A 25,373-nucleotide genomic window follows, 5' to 3' on the forward strand; every position below is an offset into this window, starting at 1 on the left:
TATTTATTATAACAATAGCCCACTGTGAAAAAAATATACTTAATCCTGTTTTTAGCAACAATATCCGGCGGCTTATTTGCGCAATCTACCTCACGGCAGCAGCAAAGCACGAAGAAAAGTGACAAGGAACAGCGTAAGCTGAAGAAGATCTCCATTTTCCGTGAACAGGAAGAGGGGGAGAATGTTTTCCAGCGCGACTTTTCTGCGGGCGCCCGGCTGAATACCGACGGATGGTCTGGTTTTGCGGAACTGGGATACCGGAAAACGAGGAAAAAGGTGAATTATTTCCAGTTTGAGTTTGGAGAGAAGAAAAGTAACAAGGAAGTAAAGATCAACAGCGGTTACGCATTTACCCAACGTCCTTTTATATACGGCAAACAGAATAATTTCTACCAGGCTAAGCTGGGTGTGGGCCAACGGTACCTGATCGGCGGCAAAGCCAATAAAAACGGGGTAGAAGTAGACGCCATCTATTACGGCGGCGTATCCCTGGGGCTGGTGAAACCTTACTACCTGAATGTGCAGGATGAAAACGGTGAGAATGTGGATATCAAATACACCCCGGAAACCGCGGACCTCTTTCTGCATAAGGAACAGATTAACGGCGCCGGCGGTTTTGGAAAGGGCTGGAGCAATCTCAGTGTGGTACCGGGTTTACATGCCAAATTGGGCATGCGGTTCGACTGGGCCCACTTTAACGAGGTGGTGAGCGCCCTGGAAATTGGAGTAAACGGTGAATATTACACCAAAAAGATCCCTATTATGGTGGCAGTAGATGGCGTTGACCCAAATAAACAGTTCTTTTTTAATGCATATGTCAGCATCCAATTCGGGAAGCGCTGGAATAAGAGATAAGTATTAACTTTGCTCTTCTAAAGAAAGGAATAAGCGATGCAAGAACTACCCGTAATAGCCGCCGAACCGGCTACAACAAGAGTAAAAAAGCCAGACTGGCTGCGCGTTAAATTACCCATAGGCGAGAACTATAAACAGGTTAGAAACCTGGTAGATACCCATAAATTACATACGATCTGCGAAAGTGGTAACTGTCCCAATATGGGCGAGTGCTGGGGAGCCGGTACCGCTACTTTCATGATCCTGGGAAATATCTGTACCCGTAGCTGCGGTTTTTGTGCCGTAGCCACCGGCCGTCCGGAAGCAGTGGACTTTGATGAACCACAGCGCGTGGCAGAAGCCATTTACCTGATGAAAGTAAAACATGCCGTTATCACCTCTGTAGACAGGGATGAACTGAAAGACGGCGGTTCCATCATCTGGGCCAATACCATCAATGCCGTAAGGGCATTGAACCCGGAAACAACAATGGAAACCCTGATCCCGGATTTCCGTGGTCAGTGGGAAAACCTTCAGCGTATCATTGATGTGGCGCCTGAAATTGTATCACATAACCTGGAAACGGTAGAACGTTTAACCAAACAGGTGAGGATACAGGCCAAATATCACCGCAGCCTGGAAGTGATCCGTCGCCTGAAAGAAGGTGGCATGCGCACCAAGAGCGGTATCATGCTCGGTTTGGGTGAAACAAAAGAAGAAGTGGTACAGGCCATGCAGGATTTGTACGACAACGGTTGTGATGTGGTAACGCTGGGTCAGTATCTCCAGCCAACACCCAAACATTTGCCTGTTGCCCGCTTCGTTCATCCTGATGAATTTGCAGAATTACGCGAGATAGGTTACAACATGGGACTCGACTACGTAGAGTCAGGACCGTTAGTAAGATCCTCCTATCATGCGGAGAAACATATTGTCAGCGGTCGTAATAAAGGATGACCGGAACTGATTTTCACTTATTTGTTAAAATCCACCCAAAGGGTGGATTTTTGTTTTCATAACGTTATCTTAGCGCCCGAATTCGTTTTACCTAAGCAACAGAATCATTTGTTGTTCACCTACTTCGCTGTTATACGTTGTATTCAGATACCTGGAACCATCCTTGAAACCGTGCAGATAAAGTTTCAGAAGATTTTTGAATTCGCAACTCTCTTATCAACCTACCTGTTTGCTGTAACTATTACAGCCTGACATGTTTTTGCGGCAATTAAAAATGTTGTAATGCGCACAGCGTTGCAACAAATACGGGATGATAATGCTATGCCATTAAAGAAGCGATGCATACATTATTTTCTTTCGATTGGTACAATGATGAACTGAATGTCAAAAGCCTTTTATGAAAAGAGCATTTTATTTGTTAGCTGTGGCGTGCGGATTATTTATATCCCCGCAGGTATTTGCACAGCAATCTACGGACTCTCTGTTAACCAGCGCTACCCTGCAGGAATGTGTACGGTATGCCCTTTCCCATCAGCCGGTCATCAGGCAATCGCGCATCGATGAAGCGATTACCGACAGAACAGTGAAAAGTAAGCTGGCCGACTGGTATCCACAGATCAACCTGGATTATAATATCCAGCATTACCTGGAGCTGCCTACCTCTGTTTTTGGTGGTAACCCTACTAAAGTAGGTGTGTCCAATACTTCTACCGCGCAATTCGGGCTGAATCAGAACCTCTTTACCCGCGACCTCTTACTGGCCACTAATACGGCAAGGGATGTACGAAAACAAAGCCGGCAAACCACTGCACGCAACCAGATAGACCTGGTGGCAGATGTGAGCAAGGCTTATTATGATGTACTCCTCACCACAGAACAGATCAAGGTACTGAACGAAGACATTACCCGCCTGGAACGCAGCCTGAAAGATGCAAACAACCAGTACGCCAGCGGCATCGTGGATAAAACCGACGCCAAGCGCGCTACCATTTCGCTGAACAATGCCCGCGCACAGCAGAAGGCAGCACGCGAACTGCTCACTTCCAAACAGGCATACCTGAAGGAACTGATGGGATATCCGCTGAACAGCGGTGATGTGCCGTTAACGCAGGACTCTTCTGCTGTAGCCGCAGAAGTAACCGGCGCGGATACACTGCTGACAGCCGACTACAAAAACCGCATCGAATACCAGTTACTCGAAACGCAACAAAGTTTGCTGCAGGCTAACCTGAAGTATAATAAATGGAGTTACCTGCCCACTGTATCTGCTTTTGTTAACTACTCTTTTGCTTACCAGAATGAGCAGTTTGGTAAACTATACAGCGAAAATTTTCCCAACTCTTTACTGGGATTAAAATTATCCTTACCCATTTTCCAGGGAGGAAAAAGAGTACATAACATCCGCATGGCCGAACTCCAGATCCAGCGCACACAGTGGGATTTCGCGGCTTTAAGAAGCCAGATCAATTCACAGTATGCGCAGGCGATGGCTACGTATAAAAGTAACTACAACGACTATCTCACATTGAAAGAGAATGTACAGATGGCACAGGATGTATACGATATGTTGCAATTGCAGTATAAGGAAGGAATCAAAACTTATCTCGATGTACTGGTGTCTGAAACAGAACTGCGCTCTGCGCAACTGAATTTTTATAATTCCATGTACCAGGTACTGTCCAGCCGGATAGACCTGCAAAAAGCATTAGGAACCTTAACAGCTAATTATTAAATGGTAACCGGAACGGATATGAAAAAAATGAACAACATTGTCTTAATCAGCGCTGCCAGTATCCTGGGCTTTACTGCCTGTAAAGGTCCTGCCCAGAAAGGAGTGCCTGCTATGCCCCCTACACCGGTAAATATTACGGAGGCATCCGTAGCACCGGCCGTTTATTATGATAAATATCCCGCCACGGTAGTAGCGTTGAACCAGGTGGAACTGCGTTCCCAGGTGTCAGGGTTTATTACCGGGATCTTTTTTAAGGAAGGCGAAGTAGTGCAGAAAGGAAAGACCCTGTATGAAATAGACCGCCGTAAATATGAAGCGGCTTATCTGCAGGCGCAGGCGAATGTGGCGAGTGCAAGAGCGAGTTTCGACAGGGCAAAAAAAGATGACGACCGTTACCAGCGGCTGGCCGACCAGGACGCGGTAGCCCGTCAGATCCTGGATAACGCGAAAGCAACCCTGGAAACTTCCCGCAGCCAGCTGGCCGCAGCAGAAGCCAATCTCGCAGCGGTTCGTACTGACCTGGATTATTCCCTGATCAAAGCGCCGTTTACCGGACGTATTGGTATTTCACAGGTAAAGCTGGGTGCACAGGTGAGCCCCGGCACCACGCTGCTGAATACCATCTCCAGCGAAAATCCCATAGGTGTTGATTTCGTGGTAACAGAAAATGATATCTCCCGTTTTGCTGCGATGCAGGGCGGCAAAGCCAGCGACTCTACTTTCCGTTTGCAGTTGTCTGACGGTACAGAATTCGTTCATGCCGGTAAGATCCTCGCGATCGACCGTGGTGTGGATAATCAGACCGGTACTATCCGCGTGCGTATCGAATTCAATAATCCTGACGACCGGCTGAAAGATGGTATGAGCTGCGTATTGCGCGTACTGAATGAACAATCCGGCGAAAGACTGATCATCCCTTATAAAGCGATCACAGAGCAGATGGGTGAATACTTTGTATTCATCGCAAAAGATTCTGTGGCAGCGCAGCAGAAAGTACATCTCGGTCCAAAAATCGGCGACAGGATCGTGATCATGGATGGTGTTCAGGCCGGCGACAAAGTGATTACAGAAGGCTTCCAGCGCTTGCGCGATGGCGGCAAAATACAGATAGGAATACCAGCCGCTCCAACAGGTGCGCCTGCGAAGAAATAGTTTATCAGTAGAATCAACAGCAGAAGATCATGATTGCAGATACTTTTATAAAACGACCCGTAACGGCTATAGTAATATCTATAGTGCTGGTACTGGTGGGGATATTGGCGATGATGAACCTGGCCATTGGCCAGTATCCGGAAATTTCGCCGCCCACTGTACAGGTAACAGGTACCTATACCGGTGCGGATGCACAAACGGTAGAACAAACCGTTGCCACACCCGTGGAAGTGCAGGTGAATGGTACGCCGGGCATGACCTATATCAACACCAACAACACCAGCAGTGGCCAGATGAGTATGACGGTAAACTTTGAAGTAGGTACCGACATCAACATTGCCGCACTGGATGTGCAGAACCGTGTGGGTATTGCGCAACCTACCCTGCCGCAGGAAGTACAGCGTTTGGGCTTAACCGTTAGAAAACGTAATCCCAGCATTCTCATGCTGGTAGCTTTGTACTCACCCAAAGGCACACACGATATTACCTTCCTGGATAACTACACCAACGTATACGTAAAGGATGCCTTGCTGCGTGCGAAAGGGGTGGGTGATATCTTTACCCGTGCAGATGATTTCAGTATGCGTATCTGGCTGAAGCCCGATAAACTCGCGGAAATGGGCGTAACTGCCGATGATGTCCGCGCAGCGCTGGCAGAACAGAATGCGCAGATCACCGCAGGTTCCGTAGGTGCGCCGCCGCAACAAACCGGGCAAACATTTGAATATAACATCTTCACCAAAGGACGTTTATCTTCTCCGGAAGAATTCGGACAGATAGTGGTGAAAACGCGTCCGTCCGATGGATCACTGGTGTACTTAAAAGATGTGGCCCGCGTACAGCTGGGTAAATTCAACTATGCAGGTAATAACTTTGTGGATGGCAAACGTGCCGCTTACCTGCTGGTATACCAGGCGCCAGGCAGCAATGCCCTTGAAACCGCCGCCAATGTAACCGCCGCGATGGAAGAGCTGAAGAAGCAATTCCCGCAGGATGTGGAGTATGTAGTGCCGTTTGAATCCGTATCTGTAGTAAAAGTATCCATTGAAGAGGTGGTACACACCCTCGTGGAAGCATTGATACTGGTAGTGATCGTGGTATTCCTGTTCCTGCAGAGCTGGCGCGCCACACTTATTCCGGTGCTGGCTATCCCGGTATCCATTATCGCTACATTTATTTTCTTTATCCCGCTTGGATTTACCATCAACACCCTCACCTTGTTCGGTTTCGTACTGGCCATTGGTATTGTGGTGGATGATGCCATTGTGGTGGTAGAGGCCGTGCAGCATAATATAGATCATGAGAAGATGTCGCCGAGAGATGCTACCGCATTGGCCATGAAGGAAATATCCGGGCCGGTAATTGCGATTGCGCTTATCCTCGCAGCGGTGTTTGTACCGGTAGGGTTTATACCAGGTATCGTAGGCCGCCTCTATCAGCAGTTTGCCATCACCATTGCTATCTCTGTAATGATCTCTGCTTTTGTGGCATTGTCATTAACACCGGCATTGTGTATCCTGTTGCTGAAACCGATGCACCTGGACAAAGATTCAAAAGGGCTCAACAAGTTCTTCTTTAAATTCAACCGCTGGTTTGGACATACTACTTCCCGTTATTCAATAGGAGTTAAAAAGAGTATCCGCCTGTTCCGTCTTGTGATGGTGATCCTGGTGTGTATTTTCGTTGGTACGATGATGTTATTCAAGGCAAAACCTACCGGGTTTATTCCTACGGAAGATGAAGGCCGTTTGATCATCACTTTCGATTTACCGGAATCATCTTCTACTGAACGTACCGTGGATGTAATGACGCATATGATGAAAGACCTGGAAAGTATACCGGGTATTGCCCACTATGCGGCGCTGGGAGGATTGAATGCGGTGAGCTTTGCCACTAAATCCAACAGTGGCACCATCTTCTGTTCACTGGAGCCATGGAAAAACCGTGAGGCCGATTCCCTGCAAATTACCAACATGGTAGCCAAAGTGAAGAAAACACTCAGTAAATATAAAGAAGCCAACACGGTGGTGATACAACCGCCGGCTATTCCGGGTCTTGGACAAACCGCCGGTTTCTCCTTTGTATTACAGCAAAAGGGTGCAGGTGAAATCAAGGCGTTTGAAGGCGTGTTACAGAACTTCCTGGCCGCCGCCAACAAGCGTCCTGAAATAGCGATGGCATTCTCCTTCTTTACGGCGCGCACCCCTGGTTACCAGCTGGATATAGACCGTGAAAAAGCGAAGAAAATGGGTATCAGGATTTCTGATATTGCTACGGCATTGCAAACCTATATGGGTAGTGCCTATATCAACGACTTCACCATTTACGGCCGTAACTTCCGCGTGGTAACGCAGGCAGATTCTACCTACCGGGGAGATATCAAAAACCTGAGCCAGTTATTTGTGCGTAATACAGCGGGTTCTATGGTACCATTGAGTGCGCTCACTTCCTATAAAGTGATAGAAACGGCGCCGGTAATTTCCCACTATAACCTGTTCCGTTCTGCGGAAGTAAATGGTAACCCTGCACCGGGTTATAGTAGTGGTGATGCTATCCAGGCATTAAAAGAAGTAGCAGCAGAAACATTACCGGATGGATATGGTTATGAGTTCTCCGGTTTGAGCCGCGAGGAAATCCTGTCCGGTTCCAAAACGGTATACATCTTTGCGCTGTCTATCATCTTTGTGTTCCTGTTCCTGGCAGCTTTGTACGAGAGCTGGTCCGTACCATTCTCCGTACTCCTGGCAGTGCCTATTGGCGCCTTTGGGGCCATTACGGTGCTTACCTTCCTGCCTAAACTTAGCAACAACGTTTATGCACAGATCGGTTTGATTACCCTGATCGGTTTGTCGGCCAAGAATGCGATCCTGATTGTGGAGTTTGCGAAAGAACGTGTGGATAAGGGAATGGACCTGGTAACGGCAGCCGTGGAAGCAGCCAAGCTGCGTTTACGCCCTATTATCATGACTTCCCTGGCATTCCTGCTGGGTATCCTGCCGCTGGTATTTTCGTCCGGCGCCGGTGCGGAAGCGCGTAAAACCATGGGCTGGACCGTATTGGGTGGTATGTTCACCGCCACGTTCCTGGCCATCTTTATAGTGCCGGTGCTGTACGTGGTGATTACCCGTTTGGCTTATGGTAAAGAGAAACTCCGTAAGATGAAAGAAAATTATCAGTCCGTACCAGAGCACGATGTGCAGGGCAGACTGTAATAAAAAGAGAAGGGTTTATAATTGTACATACACGAAGAGGCGTTGCGCAAGCAGCGCCTTCTTTGTTTTATTCCGGAAGGATCCGCTTACCGTCTTTATCGAAATGACGGGTTAATTCCCACTCCGTATCTCCCACCAGGTACATAGTACCAGCTACTACCGCGCCCACGGTGATATACCAGAACCAATCGGACTGGCTTTGAAAAAGAAGTGCGCATGCAACGCCGGTAACTACCAGTATCACGCCTACACGCCGCGAAATATAAGCGGCATATTCATTGGCGGAACGCCACATTTCAGGTGTTTTGGTAGACAATACGCTGCGGTAACCATACCAGGATTTGGTGCTTTTGGGCGGGAAACGGTGTATGAAATAACCCATGAGATAGAAGAGGATGCCCGCAAAAATAGCCGCATTACAATAAGTGGAATGTAGAAAGCGTAACCACATGGTCCGGGGGTTTGGTTACCATAAGTTACGAAAAAAAACGCGGATGTTGTCTTTCTCAGGATTAAACTGATTATACTGATTAACTTGATTTTTAATTTTTGGATTTTATAAATGATTTTAAAAGATTAGGGGAGATATAAGCATATACCCGCTTATATCTCCCCTAATCTTTTAAAATCAAAAGTGATCAAATCCCTAAATCAGTATAATCAGTTTAATCCTGAGAAAGACAACATCCGCGTTAATGCTTTGTAGTATCCGCTGCCGGTTTCTTCTTTCCAAACAATCCGTTCAGGGTATTCTTCACAGATTCGCCGGCTTGTTTACCCACATTGTCCAGTGGTTTGCCGGTGGCTGGTTTGGTAGAATCTTTCTTTCCGCTGAGCTGATCTTTCAGTTGATTTTTCAGGGAGTTGACAGCGGTATTTTTGATCTGGTTAAGACTGTCCTTTACCGTATTTTTTACGGTGTCAATTTTGTTCTTTACCAGTTCTGTTGCCTGTGATTTGAGGTTGTTGGCCGTTTCACGCAGGTCTGTTTTCACGCTGGGTTTGAGGATGTTTCCGGCCATCAGGACCTGCAGGTGAACGCTGTCGCCCAGGTTAATGGGGATACCTTTGCTTTGCGCCTGCGATGCCAGGTTGTTCACCAGCGTGTTGCCCGCGGCGCCCATCATGCTGCGTGGCAGGGCCAGTTGCAGCGTGTAATCGAGCGACTGGTCAAAGCCGTGGGAACCGGCAATATCCATTCGTATACCGGCCACCGTTACTTTGAACGGGTTTACTTTTACGCGGCCGTTTTCAAAAGAGAAATAGTTTTTGATGTCGCGCAGCGAGAGATCTTTCAGCTGTGTTACATTCAGGGAGTTGGCGAGCTGGTCAACCGGGGCAAACTGTTTCAGGAATCCTTGTACAAGCAGCAGGTTGCCATCTCCGGTAAGTGTACTCAGGTCGGGCGACATATCTTTTCCCAGTTTACCGTGCATGGTTAACTGCGAGGTAATTTTACCGGAAAGGAATTTACCGATCGGCATTAATTTCTGTACGGTGTTGAAGGTGTTGAATGTTTGTTGTACATCCAGGTTTTGCACATCGTAGGCCAGGTTGATATCCGGGTTTATTTTGCTGGCTTTGGTGCTGTAGCTGCCGTTGATTTCCATAGTACCCTGCAGGGCATTGGCTTTCAGCTGTTGCATGGTTACTGTTTCATCTTTCACCAGCAGCTTGCCGGATACATTGGTAAGATCGGCTTTATCATAGTGGATTTTATTCACATTGGCCTGAAGTCCCAGGTTCAGGTTGGCGGGTACTGCAAACGGTGTAGCAGCAGCGGAATCTTTTTTGGCAGTGGCCGGATCGGCAGAGGTGGTACTGGTGGTGCCCATCCATTTATCAAGATTTATTTCATCTGCTTTAAAATTCATTTGCCCGTCCAGCGGTTCGTTTTTAAACGTATAGGCGAGCAGGTTATTCACTTCCCCGTTGGCTTCAAAGTTAGTACCCAGGTATTGTCCGTTAAGGTCTTTTACCGTTACGTTTTTAGGGTTGAACTGTAAGAAGAGATTATTCACTTTTACACCATCGGGATAATCTTTGCTTTTATAGAGCATATTGCTCAGTTGCAGTGTGCCGGCGGCATAGAAGCGATCGTACTGTTGTTTTTCGATGGCGCTCATGTTGCCTTTGGCGCTGATATCGGCATCCAGCAACCCGGATAAATTGGTGCCTGCTTCGAGTTTTACAAACTGGGTGATTTTAGAAAGATCCAGTTTGCCCTTGGCGGCTGCATCTACATATAAATCAGATACCGGTGTTTTAACGAGCATACGCAGGTCCAGCGGTGTATTATCCATTTCCAGGTGACCGGTGGGCATGTCTATCACGGTATGATCCGGTACGCCATCTGGGTTGCTGATCTTCATCGCAATCTGGATATTTTTTACCGGTTTGGGAAGATCAGGATATTGGAAGAAACCATCTTTTACGGCGAGATCCAATCCAAACGCGGGCATTTGCACAGGAGAGTAATTGCCTTTTACGAACCCGCCAAAAGCAGCGGTACCACTGGTTTTTATCTTGTCAAAATCTGTTTTATATACCGCAGGTATTAAAGACAACAGGTCTTTAAAATTAGTGGAAGGAGCTTTGAAGCTCATATCCATACCATAGGTAGAATCATTTACCAGCTTGAAAAAGCCTTGCAGCGCCAGTTCCAGGTTGTTGAGTGATGCTTTACCATCTTTAAACGTATAGGTGTTGGTGTTATTATCTACCTGGATACCTGCATCCAGCGTGGTTTTTACCTGCGATAAGTAAGGAACGAGGCCATAGCGGAAGGTAATGCCGCCGGCGGTGGTGCTGGTTTGCAGGAGGAACTGATCCTGTGTAAAATCGCCTTTACCCTGGTGGTTCAGGCCAGTAACCAGTAATTCCATGTTGCCCTGGCGATCGTCGTAACTCACCCAGCCATCTTCAATTTTATATTGCTGTAAACTAAGCGCGAAGCTGCTTTTGCCGGTGTCGGCAGGATTTACGGCAGCGGTATCCGGTTTCATGATATCCCAGTTAACAGCGCCGTCTTTATTTACAATAGCGTGTATGCGTGGCTGTAAGAGTGCAATGTTGTAGATATCCATCTTATCTCCCTTTATCACACTCATGAGATTAAGGGCTACATCTATCTGTTTTACAGCGAGAAGGGTGTCGGCGGCAAATTCACCGGTGCCGGTCACCTGTAAGTCTTCCAGGCCAACAGCCAGCCGTGGGAAGTGGCGGAATAAGCTGATATCCACATCTTTAAAATCTACTTTGGCGTTGAGCTGTTTATTCAGCTCTGTTTTTACTTTCGCTATTATCTTGTCTTTAAAGAAATAGGGGATGGCAATAGCGGCCAGTATCAAGACCACCATTGTGATACCCACAATTTTCAGGATCTTTTTGAGCATAGGTTTTTTATATTTTGGGAGTGAAGATAAGCATAATGTGTAAACGAGGAAATGCGGGTGCAGGACCATCTCTGCACTATTTCGTATTTTTGCGTTAATATTCAGCGTATGACACCGGAAAGAAGAGAAAAATTATTAGCTGTACTGGGCAGGCGGCAGGCAAATTTAACCGTAGTGCTGGAGGATGTACAGGACCCCCATAATGTGTCGGCGGTGATGCGTACATGCGATGCCGTAGGGATACAGGATATTTATATCATCACATCAAAAGCGCCGCGGATAAAGAACTGGGGCCACAGAAGCAGCAGCAGTGCCAAACAATGGCTCACAATACATGATTTTGATAATGCAGCAGATTGCTTTGCCGCATTACGCAGTAAGTATGATAAGATATTAACCACGCATCTGGCCGCGGATGCGGTGAGTCTCTATGATATTGATTTCAGTGGCTCTGTGGCATTGGTGTTTGGTAATGAGCAGAACGGTGTGAGCGATGCCGCCAGGGCAATGGCAGATGGTAATTTTATTATTCCGCAGATGGGTATTATCCGTTCGTTAAATATTTCGGTAGCCTGCGCAGTGAGTATTTATGAGGCCATGCGCCAGAAAACCATTGCAGGGCATTACAACACACAGGGATTGCCGGAAGAACGGTATCAGACGCTATTGACTGAATGGGGATTCAAAGCTGAAGATCTGGAAGAAGAAAATTAACCGTTTCATATGGCATTTGCAGGTACACATTTCGAAGTTTCGCCGCCATTGTCGGACATTGTGAAGCACTTTTACGTGATGCAATCCGGCGGGGATTTCGTTACCACCACTGCACACCTGTCGCCCAATTATGAAATGATGCTGCTGTTCAATTTTGGCGCTTCTGTGCGGTTCTCTTTCGCCGCAGATCCGCTGGGCAGTATGCAGATAGATAAAGTAGCTGTTTTAGGACCGTTAAGGAAGATGTTGAACTACGAGTTGCTGCCGGAAACGGACCTGTTGGCCGTGGTGTTTAACCTGGATGGTTTTTACCGGCTGTTCCAGGTACCGGCAGATGCCCTTAATGCCGAACAGTTACATCAGTTGGATGATTTGTGGGAAGTATTAAAAAGAACACCTTCTTCAACAGAAAGGGTAGACCTGCTAAAGGATTATATCTCTACGGCTACGTATCCGGCAGAGGAAGGAGCATTGCCGCTGCTCAACGGGGCTGATTATTTTAATGATCCGTTTATCCAGCCGGCCAAAGCCATTGCGGCGGATGCAGACCTGTCTGAACGTACCGTGCAGCTGCGGTTTAAAAAATATGTAGGCTATTCTCCCAAAGAAATGCTGCGGTTTCTGCGCTTCAAGCAGGTGATTAACAATATAGAGCATAATGCTGCGGATACGATCGACTGGTTTGATCTGATCCATGATTTCGGGTATCACGACCAGAGCCATTTAATAAAAGATTTTCAGCATTACCTGGGAACTTCACCGGAGACGTTTATTAAGCAGATTGCCCGGAAAGAGTTTTGTACAACGAAGCCGGGAAGACGTTATTAATGTCTGGTTTTATACCAGGGTGGTTGCATTCTCTGTTTTATTATTATAATATTGGGATGAAATTATGCCTATAACCTACTATGAAACGATTTGCTTCGCTGATTATCATCGCATTGATCTATTTTTCAGGATTAACTGTTTACTATTTTAGATTTATCTACAAGACTAACCTCTGGAAAAATATATATACCCGTACACCTGAAGAATTTGTTAGTCAGGTAACCGTGGAAAAGGAACGTTATACTATTGATAGTACAAGATTATTACGGGAGTTGTATGATGACATCTCCTCAGATAAGCTTTCCTTCTACGGAAATTTTAATAGTGAAACCAAACTACTCATTGATTCTATTCTGTACAGTCCTGATCAGCATAAACTAGTGGTGCTTCTACTAGCTAAAAACCCAACTTATCAGCTGGAGAAATATCCGAAGAAATATAAATGGTATTATATCGCCAATTGTTATATTGGTAAAAGGGAAGGGGACTCCTTTATTTTAAAACATTCAGGCCCTTTTGTGGGAAGTAATTTTGATGAATGGGAGATCTCAGATGATTTGAAGGCGGCCTGTTTTTGGAAGAATGAAAACAAATCGACAGGCAGTCATAATATGAATGATAGTCGTTTTTGGAGCGATCATGTCTGGAATTATTAAGAAGAGGAATATCTGGATCGGGGAAAATATACCACACAAAAAAATCCCTGGCCATTTGGCCAGGGATTCGCATTTATACTTACATAAACCCTTATGCACTGCAGGTAACGCAACCTTCTTCCATTGTGCAAACTGCACCCACTACTATTTCTTCTTCTGCATTGCCACTGGTAGCAACCATTGGCTGGATTTGCTGACCGCCTTGTTTTTCCACGGTAAACTGAACGGCCTGAGTGGCTGCCTGAGTACGCAGGTAGTACATACCGGTTTTCAGACCTTTCTTCCAGGCGTAGAAGTGCATGGAGGTAAGTTTGCCGGTAGTAGGAGTATCAACGAACAGGTTCAGTGATTGTGACTGGCAGATGAAAGCTCCGCGGTCAGCCGCCATATCAATGAGGTTACGTTGTTTGATTTCCCAAACTGTTTTGTACAGTTCTTTAATATTTGCAGGTATTTCAGCAATGTTCTGGATAGAGCCATTGTGTGAAATAATCTTTGTTTTCATGTCATTATCCCACAGTCCCAGTTCTACCAGGTCTTTCAGCAGGTGTTTGTTTACCACTACAAACTCGCCACTCAGTACACGACGGGTGTAGATGTTGGAAGTGTATGGTTCAAAGCACTCGTTGTTGCCGAGGATCTGCGAAGTGGAAGCGGTAGGCATTGGCGCCAGCAGCAGTGAGTTGCGGATACCGTCTTTCACGATCGATTTTTTCAGGGTTTCCCAATCCCAGCGTGCGGAAGGTTTCACATCCCACATATCAAACTGGAGGATACCTTTGGAAGCAGGGGAGCCTTTGAAGGTTTCGTAGGCGCCGTCTACTTTTGCGAGATCGTTGGAAGCGCTTAAACCTGCGAAGTAGATGGTTTCAAATATTTCGCTGTTCAGTTTTTTCGCTTCATCGCTTTCAAACGGATAGCGCATCAGGATGAACGCATCAGCAAGACCTTGTACACCCAGTCCTACAGGGCGGTGGCGCATGTTACTGCGTCTGGCCTCTTCGATAGGGTAGTAGTTGTTATCGATGATTTTGTTGAGGTTCAGGGTAGCCTGGTAGGTTACTTCGTATAATTTCTGGTGATCAAATTTACCATCAATTACGAAGCGTGGCAGTGCCAGGGACGCCAGGTTACAAACGGCCACTTCATCTGAATCGGTATACTCGATGATTTCAGTGCACAGGTTGGAACTCTTGATGGTACCCAGGTTCTGCTGGTTGGATTTGCGGTTGGCTGCATCTTTATACAGCAGGTAAGGGTTACCGGTTTCGATTTGCGCATCGAGGATGGCAAACCAGAGATCCTGAGCCTTTACTGTTTTACGGGCGCGTCCTTCCTGTTCGTATTGTGCGTACAGGGCTTCAAATTCATCGCCCCAGCATTCATGCAGTCCTGGCGCTTCGTGCGGGCAGAACAATGACCAGTCGCCATTGGATTCCACGCGTTTCATGAACAGGTCTGGCATCCAGAGGGCGTAGAAGAGGTCGCGGGCGCGCATTTCTTCTTTACCGTGGTTCTTGCGCAGATCCAGGAATTCGTATATGTCGGCATGCCACGGTTCCAGGTAGATAGCGAAAGCGCCTTTGCGTTTACCACCACCCTGATCCACGTAACGTGCAGTATCATTGAACACGCGCAGCATAGGGATGATACCATTAGAAGTACCGTTGGTACCGCTGATGTAAGATCCTGTAGCGCGGATATTATGAATGCTTAAACCGATACCGCCGGCGCTTTGTGAAATTTTAGCCGTTTGTTTCAGGGTATCGTAAATACCTTCGATGCTGTCGTCCTGCATGGTAAGCAGGAAGCAGGAAGACATCTGCGGTTTTGGAGTGCCTGCGTTGAACAGGGTAGGCGTGGCATGTGTAAACCAGCGCTCACTCATCAGGTTGTATGTTTTGATGGCAGACTCAATATCTTCTTTGTGAATGCCGACAGATACGCGCATCAGCATATGCTGCGGGCGTTCCTGCACTTTACCGTCTGTTTTCAGCAGGTAAGAACGTTCCAGTGTTTTGAAACCGAAGTAGTCAAAAGCAAAGTCGCGGTCGTAGATGATGCTGGAATCCAGGATCTCTGCATTCTTCCTGATGATTTCCCAAACGTCGTCAGACAGCAGCGCTGCATTTTTGCCGGTTTTGGGATCAATATAATCATACAGCTTCTTCATCGTTTTGGAAAACGACTTGATGGTATTCTTATGCAGGTTACTTACTGCTATGCGGGAAGCCAGCAGGGCGTAATCCGGGTGTTTCGTAGTAAGGGAGGCGGCCGTTTCGGCAGCCAGGTTGTCGAGTTCGCTGGTGGTTACACCATCGTACAAACCTTGTATCACTTTTTTCGCTACGTCTATGGCATCTACATATTCTGTATTGAAACCATAGCATAGTTTTTCAATACGCGCAGTGATTTTATCGAACTTCACTGCTTCTTTCCTTCCATCTCTTTTGATTACGAACATGGGTTTGCGAATTTAAGAGGTTAGTAATTCAAAATGTTTTAAAAATCTTCTTCCAGGCTGAATGTCTGTGATTCTTTTGTACCACCCATTACGCCGGATTTCTGGTAATCTCCCACACGTTTTTCAAAGAAGTTGGTCTTACCCTGCAAGGAAATCATTTCCATGAAGTCAAACGGATTAGACGCATTAAATATCTTGGTGTAGCCCAGTTCACCGATCCATCTGTCTGCCACAAATTCAATGTATTGCGACATCAGTTCGGCGTTCATGCCAATCAGTCCAACCGGCAGGGCTTCTGTGATAAATTCTTTTTCATAGCTCACGGCATCACGGATGATGTTGTGTACCTGTTCTTCACTCAGTTTGTTTTCCAGCATGCTGTAAAGCAGGCACGCGAATTCGCAGTGCAGTCCTTCATCCCGGCTGATCAGCTCATTGGAGAAGGTTAATCCCGGCATCAGTCCTCTTTTCTTTAACCAGAAGATAGAGCAGAAGCTACCGCTGAAGAAAATACCTTCCACGGCGGCAAATGCCACCAGGCGTTCTGCGAAGTTGCCGTTCTCAATCCAGCGTAATGCCCATTCTGCTTTTTTCTTTACCGCAGGTACGGTGTCGATAGCGTGGAACAAACGATCTTTTTCTGCTGCATCTTTTACATAAGTATCAATCAGCAATGCATATGTTTCAGAGTGGATGTTTTCCATCATGATCTGGAAGCCGTAAAAACACCGGGCTTCCGGGATCTGTACTTCACTCATAAAGTTTACTGCCAGGTTCTCATTAACGATCCCGTCGCTGGCGGCGAAGAATGCCAGTACGTGAGAAATAAAATGACGTTCTCCATCATTCAGTCCTGCCCAATCCTTAAGATCACTGCTTAAATCTATTTCTTCTGCTGTCCAGAAACTTGCTTCATGCTTTTTGTATTGCTCCCAGATTTTCGGGTATTTGATCGGCAATAGCACAAAACGGTCCTTGTTCTCTTTTAAAAGAATTTCATTCTCGTTACTCATCTTTAATTATTTTATGGGTACTGTCGAAGGTTTTTGGTTTTTCTTTTGGGGTCAGCATACCGAAATCTCACTTCTCTTGCCCACAAATCCCATTTCCATGTTTCTGTTTCCTAAAAATCCATACGCTCAGGATTACAAATGTAAGCATCCGGGTAAGGCATGCCCGATATAGTTTTCAACAGGTGTGGAAAAGATATACAACTTTAATGGGAGTATAGTGGCAATGCGTGTTTCACGGGTTTTGCACCTTGTGCATATGTAATATGATTAGCATGTGAAAAGGAGAACGCGAAAATCTGGCTTATATGATAATTTTTTAACTGCTACGGCTAAATGTATGATGGTCAGTATAAAAATGTACCCGGAAAATTTTTGTTAAAAAGATAACCTTCTTTAGATATATATGCGAGAATTTTTCATATTTACAGTTTTAAGCTTTTTCATATGCCCGATCCGGTTATTGCCCTTCATGCTGTCAAGAAGAACTACCAGGATGTACCCATCCTGGATATTGCCCGACTGGAGCTGCCCGCCGGCATTTACTGGCTGCAGGGGGAGAACGGCGCCGGCAAAACCACCTGCATGAAGGTAATGGCGGGCTTAATCCCCTTCAAAGGGGAAATATTGCTGCAGGGAAAGGTGAGCAGCCGGGAACACCCGGTACAGTTCCGCCGCCTGATCAACTATGCAGAGGCAGAACCACTTTACCCCTCTTTCCTCACCGGCCGCGATTTACTGGAGCTTTACCTCAACACAAAAGGAGGGAACCCGGAAGAGATCCGGGCCATCAGCGAAAAGCTGGGGGTACATATCTTTGTGAATAACCCGGTAAGCAGCTATTCGAGCGGCATGCTGAAGAAGTTATCCCTGCTGCTGGCCTTCACCGGCACTCCGGCCCTCATCCTGCTGGACGAACCCCTGATTACCATAGACACCCGCGCACTGGCCGTTTTGTACGACCTGATCCGTGAATACAGCGCCAAAGGCGTTTCTTTTTGTATTACTTCCCACCAGCCACTGGATGAGGAAGAATTAACGGTAACGGGCACACTGAAAGTAGCTCATAAAAACATTACGCTCAGCTAACATGCGTACCACCTCAGCGATACTCAGTAAGATATTCACACAACGGTTCTATATTCAGAATACGGGCTTTTTCCTGGTACTGTTTTACCTGCTGTTCGGCGTGGTAAATGGCGCCAACCTGCTCGCCTATCATAAGGGATTGATGCTCGGGTTCCTGGGCAATTACACCTTCCTGGTCCTGGTGCTCCTGCTGTGGACTTCCTACGCACTCAAATGCGTGGGCTTTATGCTGAAAACCTTTCAGCTGCAGGGATATGATTTCCTGTATCCTACCATGGGCAGCATCGCCAAACCGGCCCGCCGCATCATCTGGCTGCAGCTCCATACCGCCATTTATATGCCGGTACTGGTGTATGTGGCTATTGCACTGGTGATTGCTGTTCAACAGGGATATTATCCACAGGCAGTGATCATCGCCGTTGTTAATATCGCCAATTGTATATGGCCGTTGGCGTTATATGAAAGAAAGCTGGAGCAACCCGATGTGATCTTTTTTACCGGCCACCTGCAACGCTGGATTAACCGCCACTTTACGAAGCCGCCGGTACTGTTTTTCCTGTATGAACTGTTTACCAATTTTCCCCGTCGTATTGTGAGCACGAAACTGTTTTCCGCAGGGGTGTTGTGGCTTACATTCCTTATTATGGCAAGAGGGGATTATTTTGATCTACGCGGATTGCAGCTGGGCGTTATGATCAGCGTGCTGTCGCATATGCAGCTGATGGTGCATCATCGCGCCTTTGATGATACGTACCTCAATTTCATGGAAAATCTTCCTGTTAGTTTATTCACCCATTATATGCGGCTGGTGGGAGTGTATGTGATTACTTTTTTACCGGAGATGATCATCATTACCGCTAATGCATATACGAAAACAACACCGTGGGGACTGATAACGGTTTTCTGCACAGCATTGTCATTGATGATCCTGTTCCGTACCCTATTGTTTTTCCCGAAAATGAATCCGGAGGTGCATGTACGTTATACCATGCTTACTTCTTTCATTGTGCTGTTCATGATACTCGGACATTATGAATGGCCGGCTGTACTGTTGTTACAGACAGCATCGGCCATTATCTTCTTTACAAAATATCGTACCTACGAGCCTTATATAGAAACAGGTTCATGACCCATTTTGTCGCTCAGCCGCGCCAGTGAAAGCAACAGCTGTGGTATCTGTTTAATGGCCAGTTCATCTGTCAGGTTGCCATCAGTGTCAAATTTATGCTGGGCATTGCCGATCATGATCTCTGGTTTATTGATCACAAACGCATTCAGGAACACCATTACCTGCCGTAAATGATATTGCATCCTGGCGGTGCCGATCTGCCCCTGCGATGCGCCCATAATAGCTACGGCTTTTTCGCTGAATGGTTTGTCGGGGTGCCTGGAAACCACGTCTATCGCGTTTTTCAGGGCGCCGGGTATAGAATAGTTGTATTCCGGTGAAACAATGATCACTCCATCCGATTCCTTAATCTTATGTACCAGCGGCACTACTTCTTCCGGCAACTGCTCGGTATGCAGGTCCGCATTGTACATCGGGATTGTATCAAAAAATACCTGTTCTACCGTGATGTTTGAAGGACATAGTTTTTGCAGTGCTTTCAGCGCCATTGTGTTGTAGGAGCCTTTCCGTAAACTGCCGGAAATGGCAACGAAATGATAGTGTTTTTCAGCAGACATATGCTCGTATATTTATTAAATGCGTTTTTCTTTGTTCACAAATTTCCGGTGAATAACTTCCTGCACCGGTATGCTCTCGATTTTACTTTCCAGCCAGGAAATAATATCCAGGTAAAGAAAGGAACGGCGTTCATACGGATCTTCCGAAATCTGCTCCAGCCGGTCTTTCAGGTCCACGAAAGCATTGCGTAATGCTTTTGGATTGGCGTAAATATAACGGCGGAGGAACTTCATAATTTCTTCCATCACCAAACCAAGATCCTTGTGTTTTGAGATGAAATGGTAAACAGATTTGATCAGGTATTCCACCAGGCTGTAATTCTCCAGTTCGTAATGTGCAATGAGGTGCAGGATTCGTGCAAAACACTGGATATCTGCCCGGAGGTTACCAATTTTTAAATTGATAATTTTATTAAGATAAACAATGGCTTTGCTGTTATCACCGCTACCAAAGTATAAGCAGGCAATCTTATAGTAAAATACCAGCACCCGGTGCTGGTCTATTTTCAGGGTATGCCTGCTGATCTCTGTTTCGAGTTCCGGCACCATCGCCAAACCCTGGCTGAACGTGCCTTCCAGGAAGTAGCGGTTTATTTTGGCAGTATACAGGTATACAAAAGCAGAGGTGCGGGTGTTTTCGTGAAAATTATCCTGGTTGTCCCGGATAAATTCTTCCAGGTCCTGCAGGGCGGTCTTGAACTTTTCAAAGTTGGAGGTATAAAAATGCGCGGTCAGTAAATTATGCTGCGCCTTAATATACAGGTCCATATCCGTTTGCTGCAGGGAGGGGTATTTGCGGAACAGGTCCACCCACTTCTGGGTATAGCGGTAATACATGACAAAGTCCTGCAAAATATAATAGTACCAGCTCGACGCCTGGTACATGTACACCTTTTCATAAAAGCTCATGTGCGCATGTTGTAAAGACGGCAGCTGGCTTTCAAAAAAGGACTTTACCATTTCGGCGTCCCGCTCGTTGCGGGCGTGGCCCAGCTTCAGATACAGGCCATACATCCGCAGGGAAAGGGTAGACAGGCGGCTGATATTGGTGAGCTGCTGCTCTATCTGCCTGGATTCGGCGCTCAGCACTTCTGCCCGGTTCTCCAGGCTTCGCGTGATATGCCGTGATTCAATCAGCTTTTCAAACTCCACAATTTCGTAGGTAAGCATCACCTCTTCCTGCTCCAGCGCCATCGTTTTGGCTTTGGCCAGGATCTTCAGGCTCTGGTTGTACAACCCTTTATTATACAGTACCCGCGCATGATCCAGCTGCTCGCGCAGATCGATCAGGGGGTCCTTTTGTTTATATAACTGCCGCAAACTGGATAACAGGTGTTTGTAAAGATGTGCTTTTACATTCGACAGCTGCTGCTTTTTGATATCCGTTATTTTCTTCAGTATCTGCTCTTCATCGTACTCTTTCATTTTGTCCAGCGTGGTGAATAATTGGATAAAGAGTACGTCTTCCTTGGTGTTGTTTTTGTTGAACGCCAGCTGAAAATTGCGTTTTTCTGCTTTTGTTAAGGTTTTTATTAATATGAATAAAGCATCAGTTTGACTGTTGGGCATCGTTATTAAAATCTTGTAAATTATTGATAAACAGTATGTTAATGTATATCAGAGGTGTTTAAAGGTTGTAATTAAAGCAAATTTAGCGATATGGCAATTAATTAAGGACCATTAGATTTGAAGGTATAAACAATTATAAAAGGAAGCAAAAGGATGGGAAAAACGTTATTTGATAAGATCTGGGATGGCCATATAGTGGTGAGCAAGCCGGGGCATCCCGATGCAGTGTACATCAACACGCACTTTATTCATGAGGTGACGAGTCCCCAGGCATTTGACGGACTCCGTAAGCGTGGCATCCCCGTATTCCGTCCGGCTAAAACCAGGGCTACCGCCGATCACAACGTACCTACCTTACACCAGGATCAGCCTATCAAGGAAGCGTTGAGCCGCCGCCAGGTGGAGATGCTGACGAAGAATACTTCTGAATTCGGCGTAGAGCTTTATGGACTGGGCCACCGGTTCCAGGGCATTGTGCATGTGATAGGGCCGGAGCTGGGCATTACCCTGCCGGGTATGACCATCGTGTGCGGCGACAGCCATACCAGCACCCACGGGGCTTTTGGCGCCGTTGCCTTTGGTATCGGTACCTCCGAAGTGGAACAGGTACTGGCTACCCAGTGCATTCTGCAATACAAGCCCAAGCGGATGAAGATTGAAGTAAACGGACAACTGGGCAAGGGCGTACTTTCTAAAGACATCATTCTTTATATCATCTCTAAAATATCCGCTTCCGGTGCTACCGGTTACTTTGTGGAATATGCAGGAGAAGCCATCCGGAGCCTCAGTATGGAGGCCCGCATGACCATCTGTAACATGAGCATCGAAATGGGCGCCCGCGGAGGATTGATCGCCCCCGACGAGATCACGTTCGATTATATCAAAGGCCGCGAGTTCGCTCCTAAAGGAGCTGACTGGGATAAATCCCTGGAATACTGGAAAACCCTGTACTCCGACAGCGACGCCGAATTTGACCAGGTGCTCACCTTTGACGCCGCCGATATAGAACCACAAATCACTTATGGCACCAACCCCGGTATGGGCATGGGCGTTACCCGCCACATCCCTTCACTGGAGCAGCTCGACGAGAAAGAAAGACCTTCTTTCAAAAAATCGCTTGAGTATATGGACCTGCAACCCGGCGCTGAACTGCTGGGCAAAAAAGTGGATTATGTATTCATTGGCAGCTGCACCAACTCCCGTATTGAAGATTTACGCCTTGTAGCAGATTTTGTGAAAGGCAAACATAAAGCAGATGACGTAGTGGTATGGATCGTTCCGGGCTCCAAACAGGTAGAAGCCCAGGCAATGGAAGAAGGCATCGACAAAATATTTGCCGAAGCCGGTTTCCAGCTGCGAGAACCAGGTTGCTCCGCCTGCCTGGCCATGAACGAAGACAAAGTGCCTGCCGGTATGTACTGCATTTCTACCTCCAACCGTAACTTCGAAGGCCGTCAGGGGCCCAACGCCCGCACCTTCCTGGCCAGCCCGCTCACTGCGGCGGCAGCAGCCATTACGGGCAAGGTTACAGATGTAAGGGAATTGTTAGGACAATAGTTAACAAGAAGAACCAGTTAAAGCCGAAAGCAATGGATCAATGGAACGCTGACTTATACAAAGAAAAACACGCCTTCGTGTTTGAATATGGCAACAGCCTGATCGACTGGCTGCAGCCACAATCAGGGGAAAGTATCCTGGACCTGGGTTGCGGCACCGGTGAACTCACCGCGCAGCTGGCGCAAAAAGGCGCCACCGTAACCGGGATAGATGCTTCCGCCGCCATGATAAGCAGCGCCCGCGAACATTTCCCTGGCATCTCTTTTGAAGTAGGCGACGCAACTACCTTTTCCCTGCCACAGCAGTTCGATGGTATCTTTTCCAATGCTACCCTCCACTGGGTACGGGAAAAGGAAAAGGCCATCAGCCGGATGTATGCACAGCTGAAGAAAGGCGGCAGACTGGTGATAGAAATGGGTGGCAAAGGCAACGTGCAGCAAATCCTTACTTACCTGGAAAAAGCCATGCAGCAGCGGGGTTATACCTACGAACCATTCTGGTATTTCCCTTCTCCCGCAGAATATACTACCCTGCTGGAAAAGGAAGGCTTTAAAATAGACAGGGTGCATTTTTTTGACCGCCCTTCCAGACTGGTGGACCCGGAAACGGGTATCAGCGACTGGCTGGAGATGTTTGGCGCTCATTTTTTTGCCGGTGTACCGGAACAGGACAAAGGCGCTATCCTGCAGCAGGTGCAACATGAACTGGCGCCACACCTGATGAAGAACGGCGAATTGTATGCAGATTATGTGCGCCTGAGAGTGGCCGCCACAAAAATTTAAACTGTAAAATCACTATGAGTAAAATATTTCAACACCTCGTTTCATCTGCGGTACCTGTACCCATCGAAAATATAGATACAGACCAGATCATCCCGGCACGCTTTCTGAAAGCTACCACCCGGGAAGGTTTTGGCGAAAACCTGTTCCGCGACTGGCGCTATGAGGCCGACAATACACCAAAGGCGGATTTTGTGATGAACAACCCCATCTACAGTGGCCAGATCCTGGTAGGCGGCAAAAACTTTGGTTGCGGCTCCTCCCGTGAACATGCTGCCTGGGCTATTGCAGACGCCGGGTTTAAAGTAGTAGTGAGCAGCTTCTTCGCGGACATCTTTAAGAATAACGCCCTCAACACCTTCATTTTACCCATCCAGGTATCGGAAGATTTTCTGGACCGGATCTTTAAAGCCATAGAAGCCGATCCTAAAGCCCAACTGGAAGTAGACCTGGAAAACCAGTTCATAAAAATTGTGAGCACCGGCGAAAAAGAAAACTTCGATATTAACCAGTACAAAAAAACATGCCTGCTCAACGGCTATGATGATATCGATTACCTGCTGAGCCTCCGTAAAGAAATTGAACAATACGAAACCACAAGAACATATAATTTCTAATCATCAAAAAAGCTAAATACTAAAAGCTACACACATATATGGGCGTTGAGAAGAAAATACTAGTTATACCCGGAGATGGGATCGGACAGGAAGTGACCGCATGGGGACAAAAAGTGCTGACAACAATAGCCAAAAATTATCATCACACTTTTACCTTCGAAGAAGGAATCATGGGCCACGTAGCCATTGAAGCTACCGGTGATCCGCTGCCTGAAGAAACACTACAGAAAGCAAGGAACTCCGATGCTATCCTGTTCGGCGCTATCGGTCATGCTAAATACGATAACGATCCTACCCTGAAAGTAAGACCAGAACAAGGTTTGCTGAAAATCAGGAAAGAACTGGGATTGTATGCCAACCTCCGCCCGATAAAGTTATTTGATGAACTGCTGGAAGCATCCAGCATCAAACCGGAAATTTTACGTGGTTCAGATATTCTCTTTTTCCGTGAGCTGACCGGCGATGTGTATTTCGGTGAAAAGATCAGGACTGCCGACCGTAATACGGCGTCTGACCTGATGATCTACCACCGTTATGAAGTAGAGCGCATTGCCCGTAAAGCCTATGAAGCAGCACGCACCCGCCGCAAAAAGCTATGCTCTGTGGATAAAGCAAACGTACTGGAAGCAAGCCGTCTGTGGAGAGAAGTAGTACAGGAAGTAGCCAAAGAATATCCTGATGTGGAAACAGAACATATGTTTATCGACAACGCGGCCATGCAGCTGATCAAAGATCCTAAACGCTTTGATGTAGTGGTTACCGGTAACCTGTTTGGCGATATCCTTACGGATGAAGCTTCACAGATCGCCGGTTCTATGGGGATGCTGGCATCTGCCTCTATCGGCGACAGCACCGGTTTCTTTGAGCCTATCCACGGATCTGCACATGATATTGCCGGTAAAGGTATTGCCAACCCGCTGGCTTCTATCTTATCTGCTGCCCTCATGCTGGATATTTCCTTTGGTCTGAAAACAGAATCACAGCGCGTGATCAAAGCGGTGGAAGCTACCCTCAGACAAGGTTACAGAACAATGGACATCGCCAACAAACACACCGTGAACGATTTCATTATGGGCACCGACGCTATGGGCGCCAAAGTATTAGAGAATCTGAATTAATCAT

The 25,373-nt window shown here is 46.8% G+C and carries 20 protein-coding genes; 14 read left to right on the forward strand and 6 right to left on the reverse strand.

The window, feature by feature from the left end:
- Positions 1–24: 24 nt before the first annotated feature.
- From PV783_RS09570 to PV783_RS09590, 5 genes are all read left to right on the forward strand, one after another.
- Positions 25–855 carry a hypothetical protein gene (locus PV783_RS09570; RefSeq protein WP_420987838.1) on the forward strand — a complete coding sequence of 277 codons (831 nt, stop codon included), beginning with the start codon at positions 25–27 and terminating at the stop codon, positions 853–855.
- 36 nt (positions 856–891) lie between these two features.
- Complete coding sequence (gene lipA / locus PV783_RS09575) at positions 892–1,791, forward strand: lipoyl synthase (RefSeq protein WP_079468971.1); 900 nt, start codon at positions 892–894, stop codon at positions 1,789–1,791.
- 397 nt (positions 1,792–2,188) lie between these two features.
- The gene (locus tag PV783_RS09580) at positions 2,189–3,523 is read left to right on the forward strand and encodes a TolC family protein (RefSeq protein WP_336387198.1); all 1,335 of its coding nucleotides are present in this window, start codon (positions 2,189–2,191) and stop codon (positions 3,521–3,523) included.
- Between the two features lie 18 nt (positions 3,524–3,541).
- Positions 3,542–4,675: an efflux RND transporter periplasmic adaptor subunit gene (locus PV783_RS09585; protein ID WP_079470013.1), complete on the forward strand. Its 1,134-nt coding sequence runs from the start codon at positions 3,542–3,544 to the stop codon at positions 4,673–4,675.
- Positions 4,676–4,704: 29 nt separating this feature from the next.
- Positions 4,705–7,887, forward strand: coding sequence for an efflux RND transporter permease subunit (locus tag PV783_RS09590; protein ID WP_420987839.1), 3,183 nt, complete (start codon positions 4,705–4,707; stop codon positions 7,885–7,887).
- 67 nt (positions 7,888–7,954) lie between these two features.
- Here the strand turns inward: PV783_RS09590 and PV783_RS09595 are convergent, their stop codons facing one another.
- On the reverse strand, positions 7,955–8,338 hold the full coding sequence (locus PV783_RS09595) for an SdpI family protein (protein WP_420987840.1): 384 nt from the start codon (positions 8,336–8,338) through the stop codon (positions 7,955–7,957).
- 241 nt (positions 8,339–8,579) lie between these two features.
- On the reverse strand, positions 8,580–11,282 hold the full coding sequence (locus PV783_RS09600) for an AsmA family protein (protein ID WP_420987841.1): 2,703 nt from the start codon (positions 11,280–11,282) through the stop codon (positions 8,580–8,582).
- A gap of 108 nt (positions 11,283–11,390) precedes the next feature.
- Between PV783_RS09600 and PV783_RS09605 the strand changes: the two genes are divergently transcribed.
- The 3 genes from PV783_RS09605 (at position 11,391) to PV783_RS09615 (ending at position 13,480) form a co-directional block, all read left to right on the forward strand.
- The gene (locus PV783_RS09605; protein ID WP_363433390.1) at positions 11,391–11,996 is read left to right on the forward strand and encodes a TrmH family RNA methyltransferase; all 606 of its coding nucleotides are present in this window, start codon (positions 11,391–11,393) and stop codon (positions 11,994–11,996) included.
- Between the two features lie 9 nt (positions 11,997–12,005).
- Positions 12,006–12,824 carry a helix-turn-helix domain-containing protein gene (locus PV783_RS09610; protein ID WP_420987842.1) on the forward strand — a complete coding sequence of 273 codons (819 nt, stop codon included), beginning with the start codon at positions 12,006–12,008 and terminating at the stop codon, positions 12,822–12,824.
- An 80-nt stretch (positions 12,825–12,904) separates the two neighbouring features.
- Positions 12,905–13,480: a hypothetical protein gene (locus tag PV783_RS09615; RefSeq protein ID WP_420987843.1), complete on the forward strand. Its 576-nt coding sequence runs from the start codon at positions 12,905–12,907 to the stop codon at positions 13,478–13,480.
- 91 nt (positions 13,481–13,571) lie between these two features.
- Here the strand turns inward: PV783_RS09615 and PV783_RS09620 are convergent, their stop codons facing one another.
- Positions 13,572–15,944: a ribonucleoside-diphosphate reductase subunit alpha gene (locus PV783_RS09620; RefSeq protein WP_079468963.1), complete on the reverse strand. Its 2,373-nt coding sequence runs from the start codon at positions 15,942–15,944 to the stop codon at positions 13,572–13,574.
- Positions 15,945–15,982: 38 nt separating this feature from the next.
- The gene (locus PV783_RS09625; protein WP_079468962.1) at positions 15,983–16,957 is read right to left on the reverse strand and encodes a ribonucleoside-diphosphate reductase small subunit; all 975 of its coding nucleotides are present in this window, start codon (positions 16,955–16,957) and stop codon (positions 15,983–15,985) included.
- Positions 16,958–17,401: 444 nt separating this feature from the next.
- On the opposite strand from PV783_RS09625, the gene PV783_RS09630 reads away from it, so the two are divergent.
- Entirely contained in the window at positions 17,402–18,043 is a 642-nt protein-coding gene (locus PV783_RS09630) for an ABC transporter ATP-binding protein (protein WP_079468961.1), read from the forward strand.
- Position 18,044: 1 nt separating this feature from the next.
- Positions 18,045–19,172, forward strand: coding sequence for a hypothetical protein (locus PV783_RS09635; RefSeq protein WP_420987844.1), 1,128 nt, complete (start codon positions 18,045–18,047; stop codon positions 19,170–19,172).
- Here PV783_RS09635 and PV783_RS09640 read toward each other — a convergent pair.
- Positions 19,151–19,729, reverse strand: a complete 579-nt coding sequence (locus PV783_RS09640; protein ID WP_079468959.1) for an NADPH-dependent FMN reductase — start codon at positions 19,727–19,729, stop codon at positions 19,151–19,153. The two genes, PV783_RS09635 and PV783_RS09640, sit on opposite strands and share 22 nt — an antisense overlap.
- A 15-nt stretch (positions 19,730–19,744) precedes the next feature.
- On the reverse strand, positions 19,745–21,298 hold the full coding sequence (locus tag PV783_RS09645) for a hypothetical protein (protein ID WP_079468958.1): 1,554 nt from the start codon (positions 21,296–21,298) through the stop codon (positions 19,745–19,747).
- Between the two features lie 153 nt (positions 21,299–21,451).
- On the opposite strand from PV783_RS09645, the gene leuC reads away from it, so the two are divergent.
- The 4 genes from leuC to leuB are packed head-to-tail and all read left to right on the forward strand — an operon-like array spanning position 21,452 to position 25,369.
- Positions 21,452–22,855 (forward strand): 3-isopropylmalate dehydratase large subunit, encoded by a 1,404-nt coding sequence (leuC, locus tag PV783_RS09650; protein WP_420987845.1) that lies wholly within the window; start codon positions 21,452–21,454, stop codon positions 22,853–22,855.
- A gap of 32 nt (positions 22,856–22,887) precedes the next feature.
- Complete coding sequence (locus PV783_RS09655; protein ID WP_420987846.1) at positions 22,888–23,637, forward strand: class I SAM-dependent methyltransferase; 750 nt, start codon at positions 22,888–22,890, stop codon at positions 23,635–23,637.
- Positions 23,638–23,651: 14 nt separating this feature from the next.
- Positions 23,652–24,251 (forward strand): 3-isopropylmalate dehydratase small subunit, encoded by a 600-nt coding sequence (gene leuD, locus PV783_RS09660; protein WP_079468955.1) that lies wholly within the window; start codon positions 23,652–23,654, stop codon positions 24,249–24,251.
- A gap of 38 nt (positions 24,252–24,289) precedes the next feature.
- Positions 24,290–25,369, forward strand: a complete 1,080-nt coding sequence (gene leuB, locus PV783_RS09665) for a 3-isopropylmalate dehydrogenase (protein WP_079468954.1) — start codon at positions 24,290–24,292, stop codon at positions 25,367–25,369.
- The last annotated feature ends 4 nt before the right edge of the window (positions 25,370–25,373 follow it).

The sequence above is a fragment of the Chitinophaga sp. CC14 genome (assembly GCF_048957795.1).
Lineage (GTDB): Bacteria > Bacteroidota > Bacteroidia > Chitinophagales > Chitinophagaceae > Chitinophaga > Chitinophaga ginsengisegetis.